The organism is Legionella brunensis (genome assembly GCF_001467025.1).
Lineage (GTDB): Bacteria > Pseudomonadota > Gammaproteobacteria > Legionellales > Legionellaceae > Tatlockia > Tatlockia brunensis.
Genome location: NZ_LNXV01000001.1, coordinates 1 through 23465 on the forward strand (window position 1 = coordinate 1; position 23465 = coordinate 23465).

The following is a 23465-nucleotide window of genomic DNA, read 5'->3' on the forward strand; positions in this document are numbered from 1 at the left end:
CGCGTCTCAGCTTCATATTTATTTTGAAGACCGTATGAACCTGACACTTAGATAATCAATGAGGTGACACAGTTAGATGAACACTCTCCTAATCTCAATGCATTTTCTGCCCTTCTAGCTGCCCATCAATTTTCTTTCTTTGCTTTGTGCTGCTTTGTTAAGTAGACGCAAAAAAATAGGAATGACAATCCCTTCATAACAAATCGACAACATAAACACGTTGATTTTTGCTTTCCCCCAATACCAATTTGTCCTATTAATAGCTAGATACACTTTCTGATTTGGTTTAAAAAATAACGAATAAATCCAATGAGCTATCCAGATAAAATCAAATTCAAACTTTGAGAAAAAACGGTATACCCTTTTGTAGCATGATTCAATACTCGCTTTTTTTCCATCCATCGCAACTGCTATTTCGCTTAAATTAATACTCCTCACCGTAAATAGCGCTAACAACATCTTGACAAAACAATCCATTCGTGACTTGTGCCAATTTAATTGTTGACTTAAAATTCCTCTTAACTCGCTGATATATTTCATATTTACATCCTTTTTTAGACGAAATGATTATATGAAATACCTTTAAAATCAGAGAGTTATTTTTTTCCTTTCCGTCCAACACTCATTTTTTGTCCGGCACAAAGCTTTCTTTGCTAAACAGACTAACCCTTAATAAAACTTTAAGGTTCATGTGGCATTATGGAAAATTTAGTAAACATGACAAAAATTCAATCAGAAGAGAACAATTATGCCATCCTTAAAGTCTCCTCCTAAAGCCACTCTTGTAATAAACGCTGGAGAAAAAATTAGTCGTGATAAACTCGATCCAAACTCCCATACCGAAATAACTTTAAATGATCCATCTGGGAAAAAAAGCTCTTATTCGATTATGGGAACTTTAGGTCGTGGTGCCTTTGGAAAAGTCTCTAAAGCAATAAACTCTGAAACCGGCACTGTAAAAGCTATCAAAAAAGTTAAACTCGCATTTAAAAGCAGTGAACAACTCATTGAAGACATAGAAGCTCTAGAAAAAGAAGCACAAGTGGGAGCTTGTGCAGATTTTACCAAAGCTCTATTGTTCTTCCCCAAAGCAGCTGAGGAGAAAAATTACATAGCAGCTTATATGGTTAGTGAGTTTTGTCCAGGTATAGATTTACAGAAATTTATTCAAGAGGGCAAATACGCTCCTGAAGAATTTCTTATCATTATGCGCGGCATGTTTGGTGAGATGAATCGTCTACATAAATTAGGTATTATCCATGCCGACTTCAAACCAGCCAATTTTATAGTGAATGAAGACTTAACCGTTAAAATTGTTGATTATGGATTTGCAACCTTTCAAGACGATGAGAACAAAGAAGCTCGCGGAACACCACGTTATTCACCTGGCGAGTTATTTACCGGCGCCGATGTCACCCAAAAAGGTGATATTTACTCCACAGGAATCACAGCGGCAGAAGGCTTAAGACAAGTGCATGAAGAACCCATTACGGTAAACAGTAAAGAAATAACAAGACTGGTTCCTAATAGCAACATGGAGAAAGATTTAGCCAAAGCCTGCCCAAAATTGTCTTCCAAGCAAGTAAAGATATTGGCAGACCTTTTACAAAGAATGACAAAGCAAAGCCCCGATAAAAGACTAAGTCCAGAAGATTTTGATGGAATATTAGCAACTTATGACCGAGAGATTCTAAAAATCCCTCCCGTCTCTCAAATTGTTAGAAATGTATCTACCTTACTTGATGATGTAATTTTTATGCTGGAGCGTAGAATTCTAAAAGCGTCTCCAATAGAAAAACAAGCAATAAAGGATACATTAGGAGAACTAGTTTTTACGCCTGAGCAACTAAAACATCCTAAAACTCTTTATGCACTGCGTGAGAAAATAGCAAGTGCGACTGCAGAAAACTGCGACGACTTCACGTTTGCGCGACAAATTATGGGAGAGTTTCGCCATATTACCAAGCAAAGACTAAGTGGGAATAAATTTACAACTGAGTGCACTTCAAAATTCGACTCACTGAAGAAATTGGTTAACCAAATTTTGCCGGTTGAACCTTGGAATAAGCTCAGTGTTGCAAGATCAGTTGCTGCAGCCAGAGAGGAAGTAGAAAAACAATATCAACATAATTTTCGTAATGTTCACTCTTTAAAATAGATTGATGAATGCTACCGGGTACAAGCAAAAACTTGTAGCCCGGGTTACGTCATTACCCAGACTACAATAATAAGTACGTTGTTAACGTCTATCTATCTGAGGCACTTAAATTGACAGGGGGGGCAGTAATGATTTCCTGGTTCAATTGTTCATAGGCCCGTTTAGCAGGAATATATTGAGGGAATTGATTCATAATTTTGTCTAAAATCATGCGTGACAAAGTTTCATCCCCACGATTCCATTCATTTAATGCATCAAAGTACATCAGATTAGCCGATTGTCCTACCACAATTGGTGCTTGATTAAGAATTACAGGCTCGATAAAACTTACTCGTTCTTGCTGTTGGGCATCGAGCCATTGCAAGGTTTTACGTGCTTGCTGACTACCATTAGCACTCGCTTGTTGTAATAATCGCTTGCCTTCATCAGGTTTACGTGCGCCATCTAAGTACAATAAAGCTAATTGATATTGCGCGTATGCGTTATTATTTGCCGCTAACTCAATGTATAATTCAGCAGCCTTTTGACTATCCCTCACCACACCTAATCCATACTGGTACATGCGTGCAAGAGCAAGTTTTGCATTCTCATTTCCTTTTTCAGCAGATTTTTGGTAATAATCAACCGCATTCGAAAAATCAAGTTTTGTTCCTACTCCTGTCTCAGAAAGCAGACCTAATTGATACAATGCATTGCTATCCCCTAAAGCAGCAGCTTTTTTGTACCAGTGTATTGCTTGTTGCTCATCGCGTTTACCCATAAGACCATTGAAATACAACCCAGCAAGTTGTGTCATCGCTTGTTTATGGCCTAACTCTGCCGCTTTAGAGTAAAAAGCCTTTGCCTTAGCATAATCAACCGGAACTCCCTTCCCATTTTCATAGACTAAAGCCAAGTTGAATTGACCTACTTTGTCACCTTTTTGTGAAGCCATGTCATAATTCTGCATTGCTTTTTGATAATTATCATCTACCGTATCATAGATAAAGCCCAGAGCTACCGCAGCACGAGGATAATTGCTTTGCGAAGCTGCATACCATTTTTTTGCCTCAACATAATCAGGTTCTTTACCTATCTTACCTAATTGATATAAACGGCCAAGCAAGTACTGAGAAACTGGTTGCCCTTGTTCAGCAGAAGCAGCATACCACTTGGCGGCAAGTTCCATATTCTCAGGCCCACCTAATCCCTTGTCATAAAGGAATCCCAATTTTAGTTGCCCTTCTTTATCCCCTTTCTCGGCAAAATACTGGTAGATATCTCTGGCTTGCTGTATTTTTTGCGGGTCATTTGCTTGTGCCAGATAGTAATCCGCAAGCAGTAAACCTGCCGTGCTGTTACCTAGTAAACGTGCCTTATCGAGCTCAGGGAGAAAATCTTCACCTGAATTATGTTGTAATACTGCAAGATTAAGATTTCCGTAAGAAAAACCAGCATCTGCCGCTTGTTGTAATAACGTTTTGCCTTTTTGTAAGTCCTTAGCCACACCATTACCTTGGGTGTAATACGTTCCCAAAATAAAATTATTGACTGGATTTAATCCAGCTTGCTGATACCAATAGATTGATTCAACATCATTGGCTGGAACTGCAATGCCTCTTTCAAACATGATTCCCAATAGAAGTGCTGCATAATTGTTGCCTCTTTTAGCTTCTTCTTTAGCCACGTTAAATGCATGCAGTTGCTTTTTGCTGTCTGGATCCATGGCATAATAAAACGCCAACGGTAAATTTGCTTCCGCAACGCCCTCTTTCACGGCACCTTCATAAAGACGTTTAATTAGCTTTGTACGATTGTTTTTAGCGAGGACACTTAGCCCTCCTTTCTGCTGCTTCACTAAATATTCTGCCAGCCGGTATTCAGCAGGGCCGTAATGGTTAGAGGAAGCAAGATAATACATTGCCGTAGCCTGTTGGGGGTTAGGTTGTACCACTACATTTCCCGCAGGATCTTTAAGTCCTTTTTCGTAAATGTGAGCAAGAACATATTGTGCATCAACATTTCCTTTAAACGCAGCATCTGTTAACCAATTAATGCCTTGCATATAGTCCACTGGATCGGTGAGACCTCCTAAATACAAAATCCCGAGGTTATATTCAGCGCGAACATCTTGTTGCATGGCAGCAAGCTGATAATAAGTAATTGCCTGAGGAATATTTTTAGCAACAGCAATACCGTAATGATACAGTTGCCCCAACTCAAATTGAGCAGCAGACTCACCTAAAATAGCTTGCCCATACATTTTGCTTAAAACAGATTGATAGTTGGCTTGATGCTCCCATCCTTGTACCATCTGTTCAAAATAGTCAAAAGGTTGTGGCTCTCCTGAGACAGGGTAAGGTATTCCCTCATTAACCATCGATACACGAGGAGAATGCGCCAACGCTAGCGATTCATTTTTCATCAATGCTTCAATCTGAGGATCTAAAGGATAACGAGGAAATGCAAACGCTTCAGATTGCTCTTCATTTAAAGCAGGAGCAATGACATCAAAATAATCGCTAATAGCAATATCTTTGGGTGATATCATTGTAAAATTCGGCTTATAAAGCTCCTCACGAGTTACAACTTCCATTTGTGGTGCAGAATTGTAATTATTTTCTTTTAAAGCTAAAGGGTTTCTCCAGGCATTATAGATTCCACCTAAACGGTAACCATCAATATCAAAATTGTTTACTTTACCGTTACTTAACCATTCCGACACCTCAATTGCGGGATTTAATTTTGCTTGACGAGCTGCCGTTTCTTTAGCCTTTTCTTGCCACTGCTCAGACAACTTCATATCTTGCGTAACACCATTGCCCTCTTTATACATAAAAGCGAGTGCTTCCTGAGCCTCTGCAGAACCATTTTGAGCGGCTTGTAACATCCACATAAAACCCGTTTTAGGATTGTAAAGCTTGCTCTTGTTATCCAAATACAAACTAGCTAACGCCACCTCAGCTTGAACATTGTTTGCAGTAGCTGCCTTGGTATACCAAGTTTTAGCTTTCTCTAAATCATTTTGCTGGGCAGCCACGGCTCCCAATTTCACCATTGCAGGCAGGTACCCTTGTTCTGCTGATTTATTAAGCAATTCATTCGCTTTATTGTCGTCGCGACTAACAACTCCTCCGACTAAATATAATTCAGCTAATCTTAATTGTGCTTTAGGATCGCCTTGCTCAACTGCTTTACTTAACCAAATGAGACCTAGTTTTTTATTCCTTGAATCGCGGCTTTCAAGGAAATGATCTCCCAAGGCCGTTTGAGCAATTGCATTGCCTCGTTTAGCAGCATCAATGTAATAACGTCTGCCAATATCGGAATTTTCCTTGGTACCGAAACCAAATAAATAAGCAGCTGCACAATATAGTTGGGAATTAAGATCACCGGCAGCAGCGGCTTTTTTAAACCAATACAATGCCTTTTCAGGATCTTTTGCCTGTATCAGGTTATAACGTGCAAGCAGGAGTTGAGCATCGAGTACTCCCTTTTCACCCGCTTGCTCGAAATAACGCAATGCAAGTGTATTATTTTTTAATTCGCCATAGCCATACAAGCGCATCCTACCCAAGTAATAATTGGCGACGGGATCTGTGTTTAATTGATTAACCAGAGTCCTGGCAGCTAATGGGTAATTACCTTGACGGTAAGCATCCAAGCCATTTACCGCATAAACTGTTTGACTGCCAGTCGCTGCAACCAGACAAAACCATGGTACGAATGATTTCATGGTAATTCCCCTCTTTATTTTATTACCGCTATAAACGGTTTATTGCGCTGGAATAATCCCATAATGGATTACTTGATATATTGCGCCACCTCTTGTATTACTGTTTACTATCCAGTAATTGCCACGATTGTTTAATCCATAACGCACATTAGTATATTCGCAGACTCGAATACTCTCAGCACAATCTACAATTTTTCCGTACTCTTCTTTTCCATCTGGAACCGTACAAATATACTTAACTTTTTTTTCACTAGTCGATAACACTGCCCACTGACGCGCATTGATTGAATGATTCAAATACATGCTTCGCGAGCTTTCTTCGTCACGCATTTGATACAGATTAACCTTTTGATTCAAAGTGTTAAATAGGAAATACATCGATTGTCTTTCTCCTGATTGTCCAGGATACAGATGGAGTGTTTTCAGGTCATATTGATAACCCGTGTCATAGCAACCGAGAGGATTTCTAGTGTCCTCAACTTCTTTTGCTTCTTTTGCTGCGAAAACATTATTAACACCCGCACACAAGAAAGATAAGAGGGCAATACTATTTAAAGTAGTTTTAGTGTTTATTTTCATTTCTTTTTCTCACTTACTGTGTTGGCCATAATAGGACGAACGATTACTTTAGTACCCATAAAATGATTTTTCTCATTTGACAACTCAACGAAGCTATGATTCATCCATTCTGCATCACGGGTAAACATGCGCACACAACCATGGCTGGCACGATATCCAGGGATATCTTGTGCACCATGCAATGCAAATCCTTTATGAAAGTACATGCAGTAGGGCATTTTTGCCCCCCCCCTGCCAATGGGGAACACGTTAGAACGACACTTCTCATTTTCCTTACTAAAAAAATGGAATATTCCTGTTATAGTTCTGCAGGTATGACTACTGTTATCTGAACATTTATCACTACCAGAAGAGATAGGACCCCATTTTACTAAACGTCCATCGGCATCATAAGCTGCCCAGGCAAGCTTATCTTGGTCAACGATAACTTGTTTTTCACCATCTGCATCTATTTTTAGAGGAAAAGGAGAAAAATCAAAGATTGTCTTTTGCGCCAAGTTACGAGGAACAACAATTTCTTTACCAGCCCAAAGATTGTTGTAGGTACGGTTAATGCGCTGAACAATATCCCGTTGTTGCTCATCAGGAAAAAGCTTTTCCCAAGTTTGCCCACTAGCAACTTTAATACACTCATATTGCGGATATGCACAAAGTCCAGTACCAAAGTAACTCGTTGCATTTACTAAGAATGCAGGTATCATCAGTGCAATCACTTCTAATAATTTCTTCATCGTGATCCCCTACTCTTTTAATTACTTTTTGTGATGCAAGAAACGTGCTTAAATTACAAATATTTCCTTCTAAATGCTATTTCGGTCAATTCATTAATAAGTTTAGGGTTAGTTTGCAAAACTCCATTCAAGCAAAAAGATACAATAACCTCTTCTCAAACTCGCTGCAGATACGAAGACACGTAACGTTTAGCCGGAATGTGCATAGAGTACAGGAGGAATATAAAAGATTTTTAATCGGAGATTACTTTGGTTAAAGTACGCCAAAAGAAATGCTATTAGTTTGCGGCAGGATCAATATAAACGCCTATAATTTTAGTTTGCTTATCATTCCAAATAGATTGAAAAAACGGGAATTATTGAATCTCTTATCGCCTATTCCCTCTATTATCTCATTTACTGTAACTGTTTTTATGTACTTTAGAGATTCGCTCTTGTCTGAGAAAGCAGCAATCGCTCGTTATTTCCAGGATTTAAAGAGACCTGCTATTACTCTTTATCAAAAATGGTATAAGCCTTAATACGCTTGAGATCCATCCTACAGTAAAAAGAGTAATAGGAGCTTTCTTGCAACGATATATAAAAATTAGGGATGGAAATGTTGATATATTCGATTAGCAAGCTCTTCATTGATCCCACTGACTTTCGCAATTTCATCAACAGGCGCTCGAGATAGCTCACGTAAACCACCAAAACGACGCAATAAAGCTTGTCGTCGCTTAGGACCTACTCCTTCTATCGTTTCCAAAGAAGACTCAAAACTGGCATTTTGACGTTTCTTCCGATGAGTTGTGATAGCAAAGCGATGAGCTTCATCACGAATATGTTGTAAAAGGTGCAAAGCTGGCGAATCAGCCGGTAAGCTAATTTCTTTTTCTTCAGTCATTAAGATTAAACGTTCCCAGCCTACTTTCCTATCAGGCCCTTTGGCAACTCCCAGCAAAAATACATCTGCAATACCTAATGATTCAAAAACGTGTTTTGCTACAGCAACTTGCCCCTTACCACCATCGATAATTAGCACATCAGGCAAACGTTGTTCTTGTAATAAACGCTTGAAGCGACGGGTAATTGCTTGTTCCATTGCCCCATAATCATCTCCTGGAGTAATCCCTTGAATATTAAAACGCCGATACTCACTCTTACGTGGACCTCCAACGTCAAAAACAACGCAAGAAGCCACAGTTTCCTCTCCTTGAGTATGGCTTATATCAAAGCACTCCATGCGAGTAATTTTTCCTTTTCTCTGTAATAACTCTTCCAAAGCACCATATCTTTTTGACATTGTTACTGAAGAAGCAACGTAATCAGCCACTGCCAGACGTAAATTGTTATTTGCAAAGTCTAGCCAACGAGCCTTTACACCCCTTGGTTTGATTTGAATTTGGCAGGTTTTGCCTCGCAACTCACTCAACATTTCTTCCAAAATCCCCCGTTCGTGAAGAAATTGATTGGTTACTATCAAGGCAGGTATACGCTCAGGGGTATCAATATAGTAAAAAGCAATGAACGCTTCAAAAACTTGTTCCCATAAATCAGTTTCCGCTTTATCCTCCATCAATACATGCTGCGGCACGGAAGGGAAAAAACTTTGGCTCGCTAAAACATGTCCATCTCTTACAGTTACACATTGAATACAAGCAAAACCAGGTCGTGCTTCAATGGCTATAACATCAGCATCACCTCGTAATTGCACAACACCTTGTTGCTCTTGAATTAATCGCAAACTTTTAATTTGATCACGCAAAATTGCCGCTTCTTCAAAAGCTAAACGCTCAACTGCCTGCTCCATACGCTGCTCTAACTCATCTAAAATAAGCTGAGATTTGCCCTGCAAAAATCGAGTAGCATCATTGATTGATTGTTTATAGTCTTCAGCAGCAATATACCCTACACAAGGTGCACTGCAACGCTTAATTTGATACTGCAAACACGGGCGAGAACGTGCATTGAAATAACTATCACGACAATTTCTAATTTTAAACGTTTTCTGAATTGTATTTAATGTGTCACGTACAGCAGCAACACTGGGAAAAGGTCCATAAAACTCCCCCTTTTGTGGTTTTTTTTTACTCCGATAAAGTTCCATACGAGGGAAAACATGACTGCTCACATGAATATAAGGATAAGATTTATCATCCCTTAGCAGCACATTATATTTTGGACGCAAAGCTTTAATGAGATTACTCTCTAATAGTAAAGCTTCAGTTTCACTGCGGGTAACACTCACCTCAATGGCAACTATTTGATTCACTAAAGAGCGGGTCTTAGCGCCTGAACTTTGTTTATTAAAGTAACTGCTAACTCGCTTTTTTAAATTGGCTGCTTTTCCAACATATAAAACATTACCTTCTTTATCTATCATGCGATAGACACCAGGTTCATTAGTCAGATTAGCAATAATTGTGTTTAAATCATTGGTGGTCATATTATTATTCACGAACAGCATTCAACATGAACCAAGAAGGCAGAAAGATCATTTAACTCGCAGATCATTTTCCTACCATCATGATGTTTACTTAGGGGAGTTATCCTTCATTCGTCGTGCAATGCATTGTTAGGTTGTTCAATAACTCGATGTTTCATTGCCAAGAAAGTTAGTTCCACATCATTCTTAATGCCTAACTTTTCAAACATTCGATAGCGATAACCATTAATTGTTTTGGAGCTCAAAAATAGTCGATCAGCTATGTCTTGCACTGTCATGCCACTGGTGATCATTAACATAACCTGCATTTCACGTTCAGAGAGCAAATCAAAAGGTGATTCTTGCGTAGCTTCGAGGCTATTAATCGCCATCTTTTGTGCGATTTCAGCACTTAAATATTTTTCACCTCTGGCAACTTTGCGAATTGCCGCAGCCATCTCTTCAGCACCAGATTCTTTCGTTAAATACCCCATGGCACCTAGCTGCAACACGCGCGTAGGCATAGGTTCAGTACACATTGCTGTTACTGCAATTACTTTAACCTGAGGATTAGATTTTTTCAGTCGCCGGGTCACTTCCCAACCGTCAATTCCCGGCATTTTCATGGCGAGTAATACCACATCAGGCTTATGAGATTTTACTAATGTCAAAGCTTGCTCGCCGCTTTCAGCATCAGCTACTACCTCTACATCAGGTAAATCCTCAAGTAATCGTCGAATCCCCATTCTTACTAGGGCATGGTCATCAACAATTAGAACTTTTATCAAACGATGCTCCTTGACCTATAGCCAATGAACACAAAACATGCATCGATATTAGCAAGACTAATCAGGCATTACAATTGGTGCTGATTTAATCATTCATTAACTATGATTCCTTGTTAATTTTGCTAAAACGTCCCCAGAACATTGTTTCACCCCTGGAGTTTTAACTGACAAGAGAACAACAATGTCTATCATGATTATAGTTGATGGAAAAATTTAAAGTGCCTTGAGAATCAATCTTCATTGAAGTTTACCCCGAATCTACCGTGAATTAGGACAATTGGATGCCGCAAACAAGTTGCGGCAGATAGTTTATTCCAGACGCTAACAAGCCAGGATATGAATATTAGGATTATTCTTATCTACGGGAAAAAGCGGCGGATACTCTCCTAATACTCTAGCTCGCTCAATTAGCTTCACAATGTCAGACTCAACAAAGTCATAGAGCATTTGGTAATCATCTATTACAAAATAAACGGGTTGCAACATATCAATACGATAAGGCATGCGAAAAGCAACAACCGGGTCGAAAAGTACTCGCATGGCTGAATCACTTTCTACACTATAGGGCGTTTCACTAATAGACGACAAAATACCCCCTCCATAAGCACGTAGACCTTGAGAAGTTTTAATTAATCCAAATTCAACAGTAAACCAGAAAAGGCGTTGCAATAAGGGCCATTTTTCCTCAGGTAAACTAAGGACTTTACGTGCATAATTACAAACAAAATCAGCATAAATTGGGTCAGTGAGCATTGGGCAGTGGCCAAATATTTCATGAAAAATATCAGGCTCTTGCACATAGTCAATTTCTTCTTCGCAGCGGATAAAAGTTGCAGCAGGAAAGCGTCTTTCAGCCAGCAATTGAAAAAATTCGCGCGCAGAGATCAGTGCTGCAACGGCTGCAACTTCCCAACCTGTTAACGCCCTTAAGCGACGACTGACATCAGGTAACTGCGGGATATGTGCTGATGACAAGCCTAAACTTTTTAATCCGTTTATAAATTCATCACAAGCCCTGTTAGGAATAATCTTCATTTGACGCTCATAAAGTAATTGCCAAATGCGATGTTCCTCACTGCTATAATTTACCATACCATTGGTATCAGGTTGATGAGAAACATAACGACTGACAAATTCCATAAGAACTCCTAGATGCTAGTATGTAAATCCGGATCATTTAAATTATAGCGCTTTGGAGAACACATAACCGAACTCCAGTAAGCCAGGGTTTTCAATTCCTAGATATATTTTATCAATCTTTCGCAGAGCGTCGCTGAATTTGAGATATGGGGATGAATGATTCTGTTCCCCCATCAACAAGATGCTGTTCCCCCTTCCACGCATGACCGTATACAACTTCATAAGTCAGAGGGTATTTGCCTCCTTTTGTACGCAAAACCTGATAAGCTTCTTCAAAAATCTGCCAAGAATGCTTTCCGGTTAAACCTTCGTTACGCTTCTGATTGATATTGCGCACGCCTTGTGCTTTTAAATTAGTTAATAGTTTCTTTAAATTATCATAATGTACAGTTAGCAATTCCATGTCAACAACCGGATCGAGAAATCGTTCTTTTAAAAGGCAATCGCCAACATCATGCATATCTGAGAACTCGTTCGTATGAGCATAATTATCAGCAGCCAACCAGGCTTGCTTCAATTCTTTAAACGTGTCAGGACCTAAAGTGGAAAACATTAAGCAACCTTGATTATTCATAACGCGATTCAACTCACGAATAACTTGCGATAAAGGTTGCGTCCAATGAATGGTTTGATTTGCAAAAATAAGATCAAAGGTACCTGTTGCAAATGGAAGTGAGGTCATATCACCATTGATTAAGGACCATTTATTGCGCCACCACCCTTGCTTTTTCTTTGCTTCAATAAGCATATTTTTCGCTATATCTAACCCTATTATTTCAGCATCAGGGTATTTCTTCTTTAATTGCAGGGTAAAGAGTCCCGGACCACAACCTAAATCAAGGATATAGCGAGGATTAATTTTTAAATAATCCAGTCTTTCAAATAAACGTTGTCCAATCTCATTTTGTATTTTGGCAGCTTGTTCGTATTCCGTAGCGTGCTTATTAAATGTATTGCAGATTTCTAATTTCAGATTCATCATGGAAAAGGAAAATAATTAAAGGAATCCAACTCGTGCGTCAGAAAATGGCCAGTATAACACAAATGTTGCGTTTGCCTGCGGTCTGTGTGGTTTGTTATCAATACCATCGTGAGGCTTATGCTGTTTGTCGCGTCTGTTACTCTCTTCTTAAACAATTAGGACCAGCTTGTAATTATTGTGCCCTCCCTTTATCTGATAATAACTTCCCAGTCTGTGGACGCTGTAGCAAAATCAAGCCAGCCTTTGATAGAACATTAACCCTGTATCGTTTCGAGGAGCCTTTACGTAGTTTATTGCATGAGTATAAATATAATGGTGCACTCTTTCTCCGTGGTTTTTTAGTTAAACTAATGCTTGAAGCTTTACCACCTACCGGATTTAAAACTCAATGTTTAATACCAGTTCCCCTACATCCAACGCGATTACGAGAAAGAGGATTCAATCAAGCTGCTGAATTTGCCAAAATACTCTCCAAGTATTTACAGGTTCCTTGTGAGCTTACGCTGTGTAAAAAAATTTTGCATACATCACCACAAGCCAACTTAAGTGGCAAAGAACGTCAAAGAAATTTACATCATGCGTTTGAAGTAAAAAGCACCTACTATAAGCATATTACTTTAGTTGATGATTTATTAACCACAGGGAGTACTGTTAACGAACTAGCCAAGCTTTTTAAAAAACAAGGCGTGGATCGTGTTGATGTTTGGTGCTGTGCCCGTGCAATTAGTGATTAAGCCTAATTGCTTAGAGTCCAATTTGAGTTAGGTTTTTCATCCTTAGTATTAGAATGCACGATTGTTTCGCTCATAGTCTTTAGAGGAGTGAAGAATTGATCTCTCTGACTAATTAAACCCATTTCAGGAGGAGCGTTTGCCAAGCGCTTAGACAAGGCACTTTTGATAACCGACTCATAATTTGTTGGCAGCAAAGTTACTGTATGCAAATCTTCACGTGGCGTTGTACGATGACGAAATACAGGATATTCACATTCTGCTTTGCCCCAAAGAGTCATTAAATCATTTTTCCAATTGAACAAAGCACTTCCTGTTGCTGATGGTGCAAAGGGATTAAGTTCTATCACCACGATTACATAAGTGTTTTTCCCTATCATTAGTTTATTTTCGTCAGTTATTTCGCCATGATATTGACTTGCTGGAACTAAGGCTAAATCCACAATATATTCACGAATACAATCTGATGAGTTATCTTCATCTTGTTCACTAGAGAAATTTAAAAATTTTGCTACATCGGGATCCACTGACTTAAGAACATAATTTTCTAATTTAGCCACTAGAGCGTTTTTACACGACTCTTCTGAAAAATTAAAGCCATCTGCAGGAGTTTTGTCATAATATAAGAAGTGAAAATAAGGTGATATCGCAGTAACAATGCTTTCCTTACGATTTCGTCGGGATACAAACACTCTAAATTCGTGGTCAGGACGAATGTCTTGCCATTCTCGTAAAATAATTTTAGTTGTACACTCTGAAGGCTCAGCTGTACTAACCAATGCAATCAAATCGCCAAAAACCCGGGGACTTTGTCTTATTGACTCAATTATTTTTCTGCCTTCTTTAATTTTCATTGCTTTAAGCATCGAAGCAACAAACGACACTAATTGCTGGTGTTTATTATCGTTTTCACTCCAATAAAACAGGTCTTTACTCATTATGCTCGATGCTTCTTCAAATAGATACTTGGAGTCTTTGGGGCTTCTAGTAGATAAGCGCATAAAAGCTTCTTTATTGTTAAACTCTTCAAGGATTGTGTCTAAAGTCTTTTCTAATTTAGAGCTATCATAATCTGATGAAGCTTTTTCCATTAAATACAAAATGTCATCAAATTTGAGGGTAAGGAAATGAGACTTAAACGTATGTTTCTGTAAATGAGGATACCAATTTTCCACTGAAAATTTATCGACTGCCTCCCATCGCGTCCTCTGGCTAGCAGAGGCTTGAATAGCAGGAAAATACAAAGGATGAGAAGGCTCTAACCATGGATAACTTTCAAAATCGATCGCTTCACTATAAATATTATTCTCTTCAACAAGATAAAAGCCATCATCGTTACTCATATCTCCTGAGGAATTGATTGTCTCAGCTCCGCTCTCTTTTTTATCTTTAAGTTCCTGTAAATCAGAGCTTATTTCATTAGTAGATTGCACTTTTTTCCTCACTGCTTAAAAACAGTTTGTGATGTCCACCAAGCAATTCTAATTGTTCTACTCATAGATGACAACAAATCAATCAAAAAGATTACAAATATACAATATAAATAAATAAAATACCAATTTATAAAATGAAACTCAATATGATCTATAATTTTACATAAAGATAATAAACCGTGTGATTTCGATGAAAATATATGCCTATGTGGATGGGCAACTTAAATTTAATTTAGATATTCCTGTCCCCTTTGAAAAATTAAATAATAGCGGCAAAGATTATTACGGCATTAAGGGCTCACAAGAACTGCTTATTGTCTATAAACAGGTTGAAGAGCAGCTAAATAAACTATTCACTCCTAATGAAAGCGTGCCCCCTTTAGAGCAACTCAATTTGGATGAAATCAATCTTAACGATTATTTGATTAAAAAATATCCACAACTACAACAATTAGAATTACGAGCTAATGATGATAGCTATTATTCCTCAACCAAAGACTTATTTGGTAAACAATATGGCTATCCTTTAGTATGGTTAAATTGTAATAAATACAATCATTATGTGACTTCCGATAGTAAAAATCATCAATGGGAGCGATGCATTTATGGATCAAAGCTAAATTCCTTGGATAAAATAGGCTCATTGATCTCATATTTTAAAGAAAATAAAGAAGATTCTTTCTATCAAAATAGCGTCTGGATTAACAATCTAAAAAACTCATTTACAGATAATCTGTTAATCCAAAACAGAAAAGGCTCTAACGTATCTGCTCAAATCGCACAAATGGAAGATTTTCAAAGTGAGAAAAATTTTGCTTTATATGAAAATAAGGATAAAAATCAGATTACTTATATTACCTCCAATTTTCAGACCGCACTAAAAGATTGTCTAGGGCAGCTTGATGGCTCTAAAACGGTGAAAATCTTATTCCCTATAGACGTATCCAATGAAAAATATGCGCATGTAATCATGGGATCTATTACTCTAACTAAACCTGAGGATATAACTCAATGTAATATTACCATTTACGATGCCTTAACTAGTGATCCTTTCGCCGCCCAAGAAAAAAAAGAACTTGCTATCATTCAAGAGCAAGTAGCAGAAATTTTTCAACAGCAAGCCCCAAATATCCAGTTCACTACCACTACTGGTATTCATAACATGAAATATCAACTGCCCTTACAAACCCATTGCGGGCGATTTGTTATGACGTGGATGGCTGCAGAAGTTGCAGGACTTGATATCAAGAAGCTCAGTAATTATTACGAACCATTTAATTATATCTTCGGACAAACCGCTAAAAATGAAATGAGTTTTGATTCTAGTTATTCAAGAAATGCTCCCGATGTCGCTTTGATTAACTTTAAAAAAGAATTAGAAGTTTTTTTAAGTGAACGCACGCTTGAATTCAGTAAGCAGTGGACAAGTAAAGGAAAAGAGGATTTAGATATTACCAGGACTCTTTTAGATCTTATTTCTAACATAGAACAACATGGGAACATTTTAGTCTCTCAGGAACTAATAAAAAAACTAGCAACTCTTTCTCCTTATGTGGATAACAATTTAAAGCTTAAAAATATTATTGATTCTGGGATGGCCAATCTAGGATTGGGTTCTCTTAATTCTTTTCTAAGTCAAGCACAAAGTCCTGATTTTAAATTTTCTGCTAGAACCAATATCGCTTTGCAATATCAAGAGTTGGATAAGCGTATAGAAGAAAGGCAAAAAGATCTTCTTATGTCTTTTGATGATGAGGAAGAAGAATTTCGCGATAAAAATGAACTTGAAGATGAGTTCGACTTTATCGATATAACCGAAGACCAATTAGCTAGTGATATCCGTCCTAGCAAAAAACTTGAAGAACAAGTGAGATTGACGACACAATCTCTAGATAATCAGGAAGACAAAAAGGAAAGTAAAGAAAATTTAGGAAAGACAAATCAAACTCCAATACCAGTGAAATAAGATTAGCTTTCTTTATAAAAGAAAAAATAATAGCATTCTGCTCTAAATTATGCCATATTTATGCTCAGTTAATTATACATTTTTTATAAGAACCCATTATGTCTAATTTACCTAAATTAAGAGATTTAACTCAACTAAATGCAGTTGATTTCCTCTTTATAAGGAATTTAAGGACCCATAATGCATTTAATGAAGAGGAATTTTTTAAACAGGTTAAGGTTGACGATTTAAGTTTTATAATCAGAATTTCGAAAGAAAGTAATTATTTTAATACCTTATGCAAGCAAAGCAAATATAAAAAACTATGGGATGTAATCTACTCTCAAATAGGACTTTATTTAACCGCCAAGGAAACAACGCCAATTTCTTTTTTTGTACATGACGATCCCAATTTAGATAGCTTTTCTTTAGCGAAAGGTGCTTACCTATTTTATCTCTATGACTTATTAAGGCAAGAACCAGGGGCTGACTATACCCCTACAAAGATTAAACTTTTAAAAGAGGCTGTTAATCTAAAATCAATTCATGCTACTCAACATTACAATCAATTTTTATTTTATAAAATAGAACATAATGATTTAGAGCCCGATGAAGATAAAAGAACTTTATTCAAAGAAGCAATTGCAAATTGTAAGCAAGAACTTGAGCTATACGGTAGCTATGCATATATGATGTTGGTAGAAACTTATTTTCACTATGCAAAGTGGGCGGCTTCTGAAGGAAATAGTGATTTGGTCATTAAAGCAATTGAAGCCGCACAACAAAACTGCTCTTTGGCTAAAAAGCATCTAGAAAAGAGTACTCAATCAATTCACAATGCTAGCTTAGGTAGAGGATTAGCTTTTAGCAATTCATTTAATGTGGAGTCACCTGACGAAGCAAAGGTACTATTACAACAATGGCTAGAAAAAAATTACACTTCACAATCAGCTCCCCGCGTATAAAGATCCGTTAAAACACGGTCAATTTACCTAAGCAGCCTTATTGTAACTTATTAAGCGGCTTATCCTCGTATCCATTACTCTCTGAACTCGCTAATATGTTCAATCCTATTGTAAAAGAAATTAATGCAGATAGCGCTGAATATCATTCAGGATAAGTTGTACTAATAATAAAACGAAAATGATTACTGCGAGTTGATGGAGTAGAATTTCCATAGGAATTGAAACTGGTTTACCACGAATTTTTTCCAATAAAGCATAAATAATTGAACCACCATCAAGTCCCGGAAAAGGAAATAAATTCACAAGTCCCACCGCAAGACTAAAGCTGGCAATAAAATATAAGAACACCGGAAGGCCTTGTAAGAAAGAAGTCACTGAAACCCCAAATAAGCCAATTGGCCCAAGCAATACAGCAAAAGGTAACGTACCGGTTATTAATAACTTAAGCATGAGCAAAAAAAAGGACAATAACTGCACAGACTTTATAAATGCATGACAAAAAGCCTCGCCTAGCCCCTGCCCTTTCACTTGTTCTTTATGACTTAAAAGCTGTGGTTCAATACCCAATCCCTGCAATAAAGTCCCTTTTTTATAGCGCCACTGACTCAAATCTAAACTAATTTTTCGTACAGTCCCATCACTCTCTTTGATTTGTGCAGGCACTTCTTTTTTCCCAAGAGAGATTATTAAACGCATACCCGTTTCTTGCCAGGAGTTAACATCTTGCTCTCCAACGCTCAAAAACCGATCGCCTGCCTTAAGACCCGCTTTAGTAGCCATACTCTCGGGTGTTACCGCTTGTACCAGCGGCGGATTTTGCTGATAGCCGATTACAAACATTAGAGTAAAAGCTAACCATGCTGTAATTAAGTTGGCGATTGCTCCAGCAGCTAAAATGATACAACGTACCCATACTGGCTTTTTATCAAAACAAACAGCAAGCTCTTCTGGAGAAACTTTCTGAATTCGCGAGTTGAGCAGTTGCACATAGCCCCCTAAAGGCAAAATAGACCACACTAACTCTTGACCAGACTTTGTTTTCCAGGAAAGTAATGCTTTACCAAATCCAATAGAAATTTTTTGAATTTTTACGGAAAAAATTTTCGCAGCAAGAGCATGCCCTGCTTCATGAATGCCAACAACTAAAATGAGGGTTAGCAAAATTGCAAGCAAGGCCAATAGCATGAATAACTCCTGCTCAACGTGTGTTATCAACTACCAAATGTAAAATAGGATGACCTCGTCTTCCACCTAGTTCATAACCTTTTCTGTAAACTTCAAAGGTGCGATAGGCGCGAGATGTCTCGCTATCTATTAACTCTACATCATCACCATTCTCATCTACCAAAGTTACAGTAAGATGCATTTCCCGAAATTGACCAATATTATAGCGCTCTTTAAACAGTCGTAAGACGGTTAATAGACTCTCAGCTGCTTCTTCACTATTATGTTGGCCTTGAAAAATGATATCCATTCGCAACTCCCTACCAGGATAATCTTTCCTGAGCAAAGTGCCTATTGGTATTAGCGGCTAAAAGCCAAAGGACTTGAGTATTCAAAGTGAACTATCTTATTAATATTAAATCAGCTACTTATAACCATCGCGCGATAACATTTACATCCATCTAAAGCGCCTATTTCGTGCTCTGGTCTCCGTGGCCTACGCCACGGGATCGTCACTACCCAATTCCCAAAACAGCATCTATTAACTATGGCACCGAATCTCACCGCAAAACCATAGTTCAATACTCCTATCTATTATAGACCTACAACCAACTGATGACTCAAATCGAATCCCCGCGGCAAAGACCGGGTCCAATATTCTGATTTCTATCTGGACTCCAAAACAACTTATCGCAGTGAACTGAAACATTAAGCAGTTTTAATTAAGGCAACCTAATGAAGGTCTATAAATTCTGGTATTAATGGTTTACAATTCCAAGATTATTTTGCTGCCATTTGAAAACTTATGGTGTTTGTTGCCTGTGGGCTAAATCATAAAACTGCGCCGTTAGATGTGCGAGAAAAAGTCGCTCTGCCTTTACCTATGCAAGAGGTTTTACTGCATAATTTAATTGATTTGCCTGCAATCAATGAAGCTGCGATTCTATCTACCTGTAACCGCACAGAAATTTATTGCGATACAGAAGAACCAGAAAGTCTGGCTCCTTGGCTTGCTCATCAGCACCAATTAGCTCCTGAGTTATTATCGCCCTATTTATATATCCATCACGGCCATCATGGTATTCGCCATACACTGCGCGTCGCAAGTGGCTTAGACTCAATGATGCTTGGTGAGCCGCAAATTCTTGGACAAATGAAACAGGCTTATCAACATGCTTGTAAATTAGGAACTGTGAAAGCAAATTTACGTTCCGTCTTTGAATATATTTTCAGTGCTAGCAAACGTATACGTAGTCGCAGTGGTATAGGTAGCAACCCGGTTTCCATTGCTTATGCAGCCGTGCAATTGATTGGTAAACTGTTTTCTGACTATAAAAAACTAAAAGTTTTTATCATTGGCTCTGGAGAAACCTCTACCCTTGTTGCTAAATACCTTTATAAGCAAGGTGTGAATGATTTTTTGATTGCCAGTCGTACCACAGAGAATGCGAAGCAACTTGCAGCTGCCTTTGATGGCCATGCCCTAGCTATTGGTGATATACCCCAATACCTTTCTCAAGCGGATGTCGTTGTCTCTGCCACTGCCTGCCCACTGCCTTTTATTAATAAAAGTCTTGTAGAGCATGCTTTAGATAAGCGAAAAAGAGCTCCGATGTTTTTCTTGGATTTGGCAGTTCCACGAGATATTGAAGCTGATGTTGCCGAATTAGAGGGAATTCATCTATATAATATTGATGACTTGCAAATAATGATTGAAAAAGGAATGGATGAACGTCGCGAAGCTGCCCTGCAAGCCGAGCAATTAATTGAGGGCGAACTTGATAATTTTATTCGTTGGCATCGTTCCTTACGCGCCAAAAACATGATTTGTGACTATCGCAGCTATATGCAAAATTTAGCGCAACAAGAATTACAACGCGCTCAAGGCAGATTGCAAGCAGGTCATAATCAAGACTTTGTACTCCATGAATTTTGTGAGCGCTTAGTTAATAAATTAACGCATCATCCTACTGTTGGATTACGGCAAGCAGCCTGGGATGGTCGTGAAGAATTACTTGATTTAGCGCAATATTTGTTTAATCCTTCTATTGATCCAGTCTCTTTATGAAAAAATCCCTTGAATTAAAACTTGAGCAAATGCTTGAGCGTTTTCAAGAAGTGAGTCGTTTACTTTCTGAAGCCTCAGTTATTGCTGACCAAAATCAATTTAAAAATTTATCAAAAGAATACTCTCAGTTAGAACCCATAGCTAACTGTTATAACACCTATGTTCAAGCTCGCGACAATGTAGCTTCCTTGCAAGAATTACTAGCTGGTGATGACAAAGAGCTGGCAGCAATGGCAGAAGAGGAAATTGATAGAGCCAAAGAAGAGGTCGACCGTTTGGATGAAGAATTACAGTGGCATCTGATTCCTAAAGATCCTGACGACAATCGTAACATCTATCTGGAGGTACGAGCCGGAACAGGTGGCGATGAAGCGGCAATTTTTGCCGGTGATTTATTTCGTATGTATCATCGCTATGCAGAAATACAAGGATGGCAAATAGAAATTATCAGTGCGAACCATGGTGAACATGGTGGTTATAAAGAGATTATTGCCCGTATTAGCGGCCAAGCAGTTTACTCTCAATTAAAATTTGAGTCCGGCGCACATCGTGTGCAACGAGTTCCAGAAACAGAATCCCAAGGTCGTGTGCATACTTCGGCTTGTACTGTTGCCGTATTGCCTGAAGTTGAAGAAATCGACGATATCGAAATTAGCAGTGATGAATTACGCATTGATACCTATCGCTCTTCCGGAGCGGGCGGCCAGCACGTTAACAAAACGGACTCAGCCATTCGCATCACTCACTTACCAACTGGTATTGTTGTAGAATGCCAGGATGAGCGCTCGCAACATAAAAACCGCGCCAAAGCCATGGCGCTACTTAAGACAAGACTCTTAGATGCAGAACAAAGCAAACAACGCCAGCAACAGGCAGAAACTCGTAAATCATTAGTGGGCACTGGTGATCGTTCTGAACGCATTAGAACTTATAATTTTCCTCAGGGACGTCTTACTGATCATCGAATTAATCTTACCTTGTATCAACTTACCGATGTCATGGAAGGACATTTAACACCCGTTATTGATGCTTTACAACGTGAGCATCATGCAGAACTACTTGCAGAACTAGGTCATCATGATGGAGATTAAAGGCGCCCTGGAATATGCCTCTGCACAGCTTATGAGTCACAGTAGCAGTGCTCGACTGGATGCAGAAGTATTACTTGCACATGTCTTGGTAAAAAATCGCAGTTTTCTCTATGCTAACCCGGAAGCAAAGTTAACCCATGCTCAATGGCAAACTTTCCAACGTTTAGTTCACCAGCGATTAGAAGGAGTCCCTATAGCTTATTTAGTAGGTTCAAGAGAATTCTGGTCTTTGCCTTTAAAAGTTTGCGAAGACACTTTAATTCCGCGACCAGAAACTGAGCTTTTGGTCGAACTGACTTTAACCCTGCTTACTGTTAACACCAAAGCACACATTCTCGACTTAGGTACTGGCAGTGGTGCTATCGCTCTTGCTTGTGCATCAGAACGTCCTCAATGGCAAATTATGGCCTGCGATTGCAGCCAAGGAGCTTTGCAAACCGCCGAAGAAAATGCCGCCCGATTGGGTTTAACTAATGTTTCCTTTTACCATTCCAATTGGTTTGAAAAAATAACAAGCAAAGAACTTTTCGATGCGATTGTGGCCAATCCCCCTTATATTGCAGCCAATGATCCACATTTGAAAGAGGGAGATGTTCGTTTTGAACCCCAGCTGGCTTTAGTCAGTGGCGAAGATGGCCTTAATGCTTTAAAACATATTATTAAACATAGTCTTGCTTGGCTTAAGCCAGGCGGGATATTATTATTAGAGCATGGTTTTGATCAAAAATCTGCGGTAACGTCTATGCTTAATGATTATGGGTATATGGAGATTCAATGTTGGCAAGATTGCCAAGGTAATGACCGTGTTACGGGTGGTAAGCGAATAAATAGTTGATGGCTACCTTGATTTTTGATATACCTAGCGGTTTTCCATCGCATGCCACAATGGGCTTGTTGAGAGGAAGTAATAGGAGGCATAGATGCCAGGACAATTAATCGATTCAACCAATGAGAGTAGACGAAACGTGAAAAATGACGCCGTTAGCAGCATGGGAATAGCTCCTTATCAAGAAACCGCTGGCGAAGAGTACATGAATGACAAGCAACTTGCTCATATTGAGAAAATTTTGCTTGCCTGGCGCCAATCGTTGATGGAGGAAGTTGACAGGACAGTTACTCATATGAAAGATGAAGCAGCTAACTTTCCAGATCCTTCCGATCGAGCCAGCCAAGAGGAAGAGTTTAGTCTTGAGCTTAGAACTCGCGATAGGGAACGCAAATTAATTAAAAAAATTGAAGATGCGCTTGAGCGTTTGCGTGATGAAGACTTTGGGTATTGTGAAGCATGCGGGATTGAAATTGGGTTACGACGATTGGAAGCACGTCCAACTGCCACCCTATGCATTGATTGCAAAACCTTGTCTGAAATCAAAGAGCGTCAAAATCAAGGCAGTTAAATTTTCACGAAGAGCATAACGGGAAGCAACTTGACATTAAAGTACTTCCCCGTCGCTTTCTATCAACATTCCTTTATATTTAGCAATAAAATTGCCCATTATTGCACTGAATGGCTATTTTAATTCTCAAAGTACTTTAAAAAACTTTATGGCTAAATATAATGCATGTCC

At 38.6% G+C, this 23465-nt stretch carries 18 protein-coding genes and 1 pseudogene; 8 read left to right on the forward strand and 11 right to left on the reverse strand.

Annotated elements, in window-relative coordinates; genetic code table 11:
* Nucleotides 1-114: 114 nt before the first annotated feature.
* Nucleotides 115-540 (reverse strand): hypothetical protein, encoded by a 426-nt coding sequence (locus Lbru_RS00005; protein ID WP_058440127.1) that lies wholly within the window; start codon nt 538-540, stop codon nt 115-117.
* A gap of 208 nt (nt 541-748) precedes the next feature.
* Between Lbru_RS00005 and Lbru_RS00010 the strand changes: the two genes are divergently transcribed.
* Nucleotides 749-2158 carry a protein kinase domain-containing protein gene (locus Lbru_RS00010; protein WP_058440128.1) on the forward strand — a complete coding sequence of 470 codons (1410 nt, stop codon included), beginning with the start codon at nt 749-751 and terminating at the stop codon, nt 2156-2158.
* An 88-nt stretch (nt 2159-2246) separates the two neighbouring features.
* On the opposite strand, the gene Lbru_RS00015 is transcribed toward Lbru_RS00010, so the two are convergent.
* The 7 genes from Lbru_RS00015 to bioC all read right to left on the reverse strand — a co-directional run bounded on the left by Lbru_RS00015 (nt 2247) and on the right by bioC (nt 12497).
* A complete protein-coding gene (locus Lbru_RS00015; RefSeq protein WP_058440129.1) occupies nt 2247-5873 on the reverse strand; it encodes an SEL1-like repeat protein in 3627 nt (1208 codons plus the stop codon).
* A 39-nt stretch (nt 5874-5912) separates the two neighbouring features.
* Nucleotides 5913-6452: a hypothetical protein gene (locus Lbru_RS00020; protein ID WP_058440130.1), complete on the reverse strand. Its 540-nt coding sequence runs from the start codon at nt 6450-6452 to the stop codon at nt 5913-5915.
* Entirely contained in the window at nt 6449-7183 is a 735-nt protein-coding gene (locus Lbru_RS00025; RefSeq protein ID WP_058440131.1) for a L,D-transpeptidase, read from the reverse strand. Before Lbru_RS00025 ends, Lbru_RS00020 begins: the two co-directional genes overlap by 4 nt.
* Nucleotides 7184-7769: 586 nt before the next feature.
* The gene (gene uvrC, locus Lbru_RS00030) at nt 7770-9611 is read right to left on the reverse strand and encodes an excinuclease ABC subunit UvrC (RefSeq protein ID WP_131793576.1); all 1842 of its coding nucleotides are present in this window, start codon (nt 9609-9611) and stop codon (nt 7770-7772) included.
* A 107-nt stretch (nt 9612-9718) separates the two neighbouring features.
* Nucleotides 9719-10378: a two-component system response regulator LetA gene (gene letA, locus Lbru_RS00035; protein ID WP_058440133.1), complete on the reverse strand. Its 660-nt coding sequence runs from the start codon at nt 10376-10378 to the stop codon at nt 9719-9721.
* 321 nt (nt 10379-10699) lie between these two features.
* Nucleotides 10700-11518, reverse strand: coding sequence for a phenylalanine 4-monooxygenase (phhA, locus tag Lbru_RS00040; RefSeq protein WP_058440134.1), 819 nt, complete (start codon nt 11516-11518; stop codon nt 10700-10702).
* 112 nt (nt 11519-11630) lie between these two features.
* Nucleotides 11631-12497 (reverse strand): malonyl-ACP O-methyltransferase BioC, encoded by an 867-nt coding sequence (bioC, locus tag Lbru_RS00045; protein WP_058440135.1) that lies wholly within the window; start codon nt 12495-12497, stop codon nt 11631-11633.
* Nucleotides 12498-12532: 35 nt separating this feature from the next.
* On the opposite strand from bioC, the gene Lbru_RS00050 reads away from it, so the two are divergent.
* A complete protein-coding gene (locus Lbru_RS00050) occupies nt 12533-13234 on the forward strand; it encodes a ComF family protein (protein WP_058440136.1) in 702 nt (233 codons plus the stop codon).
* A gap of 2 nt (nt 13235-13236) precedes the next feature.
* Here the strand turns inward: Lbru_RS00050 and Lbru_RS00055 are convergent, their stop codons facing one another.
* Nucleotides 13237-14664: a cell division cycle protein 123 family protein gene (locus Lbru_RS00055; protein WP_058440137.1), complete on the reverse strand. Its 1428-nt coding sequence runs from the start codon at nt 14662-14664 to the stop codon at nt 13237-13239.
* Nucleotides 14665-14854: 190 nt separating this feature from the next.
* Between Lbru_RS00055 and Lbru_RS00060 the strand changes: the two genes are divergently transcribed.
* On the forward strand, nt 14855-16630 hold the full coding sequence (locus tag Lbru_RS00060; protein WP_058440138.1) for a hypothetical protein: 1776 nt from the start codon (nt 14855-14857) through the stop codon (nt 16628-16630).
* Nucleotides 16631-16728: 98 nt separating this feature from the next.
* Complete coding sequence (locus tag Lbru_RS00065; protein WP_058440139.1) at nt 16729-17574, forward strand: DUF5630 domain-containing protein; 846 nt, start codon at nt 16729-16731, stop codon at nt 17572-17574.
* Nucleotides 17575-17694: 120 nt separating this feature from the next.
* Here the strand turns inward: Lbru_RS00065 and Lbru_RS00070 are convergent, their stop codons facing one another.
* Complete coding sequence (locus Lbru_RS00070; protein ID WP_058440140.1) at nt 17695-18759, reverse strand: M50 family metallopeptidase; 1065 nt, start codon at nt 18757-18759, stop codon at nt 17695-17697.
* Nucleotides 18760-18772: 13 nt separating this feature from the next.
* On the reverse strand, nt 18773-19048 hold the full coding sequence (locus Lbru_RS00075) for a hypothetical protein (protein ID WP_058440141.1): 276 nt from the start codon (nt 19046-19048) through the stop codon (nt 18773-18775).
* 495 nt (nt 19049-19543) lie between these two features.
* Between Lbru_RS00075 and hemA the strand changes: the two are divergent.
* The 4 genes and pseudogenes from hemA (at nt 19544) to dksA (ending at nt 23294) form a co-directional block, all read left to right on the forward strand.
* A pseudogene (hemA, locus tag Lbru_RS00080) lies at nt 19544-20819 on the forward strand (glutamyl-tRNA reductase).
* The gene (prfA, locus tag Lbru_RS00085) at nt 20803-21897 is read left to right on the forward strand and encodes a peptide chain release factor 1 (protein WP_058440143.1); all 1095 of its coding nucleotides are present in this window, start codon (nt 20803-20805) and stop codon (nt 21895-21897) included. Before hemA ends, prfA begins: the two are co-directional and overlap by 17 nt.
* The gene (gene prmC, locus Lbru_RS00090) at nt 21884-22732 is read left to right on the forward strand and encodes a peptide chain release factor N(5)-glutamine methyltransferase (protein ID WP_083500771.1); all 849 of its coding nucleotides are present in this window, start codon (nt 21884-21886) and stop codon (nt 22730-22732) included. Before prfA ends, prmC begins: the two co-directional genes overlap by 14 nt.
* Before the next feature lie 85 nt (nt 22733-22817).
* The gene (gene dksA, locus Lbru_RS00095; RefSeq protein WP_058440144.1) at nt 22818-23294 is read left to right on the forward strand and encodes an RNA polymerase-binding protein DksA; all 477 of its coding nucleotides are present in this window, start codon (nt 22818-22820) and stop codon (nt 23292-23294) included.
* Nucleotides 23295-23465 lie beyond the last annotated feature (171 nt).

Bases quoted from the DNA above. Each gene is read 5' to 3' on its own strand.
- prmC (WP_083500771.1), top strand. From the start codon at position 21,884: ATGATGGAGATTAAAGGCGCCCTGGAATATGCCTCTGCACAGCTTATG.
- Lbru_RS00065 (WP_058440139.1), top strand. From the start codon at position 16,729: ATGTCTAATTTACCTAAATTAAGAGATTTAACTCAACTAAATGCAGTT.
- Lbru_RS00005 (WP_058440127.1), bottom strand. From the start codon at position 540: ATGAAATATATCAGCGAGTTAAGAGGAATTTTAAGTCAACAATTAAAT.
- Lbru_RS00060 (WP_058440138.1), top strand. From the start codon at position 14,855: ATGAAAATATATGCCTATGTGGATGGGCAACTTAAATTTAATTTAGAT.
- phhA (WP_058440134.1), bottom strand. From the start codon at position 11,518: ATGGAATTTGTCAGTCGTTATGTTTCTCATCAACCTGATACCAATGGT.
- Lbru_RS00010 (WP_058440128.1), top strand. From the start codon at position 749: ATGCCATCCTTAAAGTCTCCTCCTAAAGCCACTCTTGTAATAAACGCT.
- dksA (WP_058440144.1), top strand. From the start codon at position 22,818: ATGCCAGGACAATTAATCGATTCAACCAATGAGAGTAGACGAAACGTG.
- prfA (WP_058440143.1), top strand. From the start codon at position 20,803: ATGAAAAAATCCCTTGAATTAAAACTTGAGCAAATGCTTGAGCGTTTT.
- Lbru_RS00070 (WP_058440140.1), bottom strand. From the start codon at position 18,759: ATGCTATTGGCCTTGCTTGCAATTTTGCTAACCCTCATTTTAGTTGTT.
- Lbru_RS00015 (WP_058440129.1), bottom strand. From the start codon at position 5,873: ATGAAATCATTCGTACCATGGTTTTGTCTGGTTGCAGCGACTGGCAGT.
- Lbru_RS00025 (WP_058440131.1), bottom strand. From the start codon at position 7,183: ATGAAGAAATTATTAGAAGTGATTGCACTGATGATACCTGCATTCTTA.
- bioC (WP_058440135.1), bottom strand. From the start codon at position 12,497: ATGAATCTGAAATTAGAAATCTGCAATACATTTAATAAGCACGCTACG.
- Lbru_RS00020 (WP_058440130.1), bottom strand. From the start codon at position 6,452: ATGAAAATAAACACTAAAACTACTTTAAATAGTATTGCCCTCTTATCT.
- uvrC (WP_131793576.1), bottom strand. From the start codon at position 9,611: ATGACCACCAATGATTTAAACACAATTATTGCTAATCTGACTAATGAA.
- Lbru_RS00075 (WP_058440141.1), bottom strand. From the start codon at position 19,048: ATGGATATCATTTTTCAAGGCCAACATAATAGTGAAGAAGCAGCTGAG.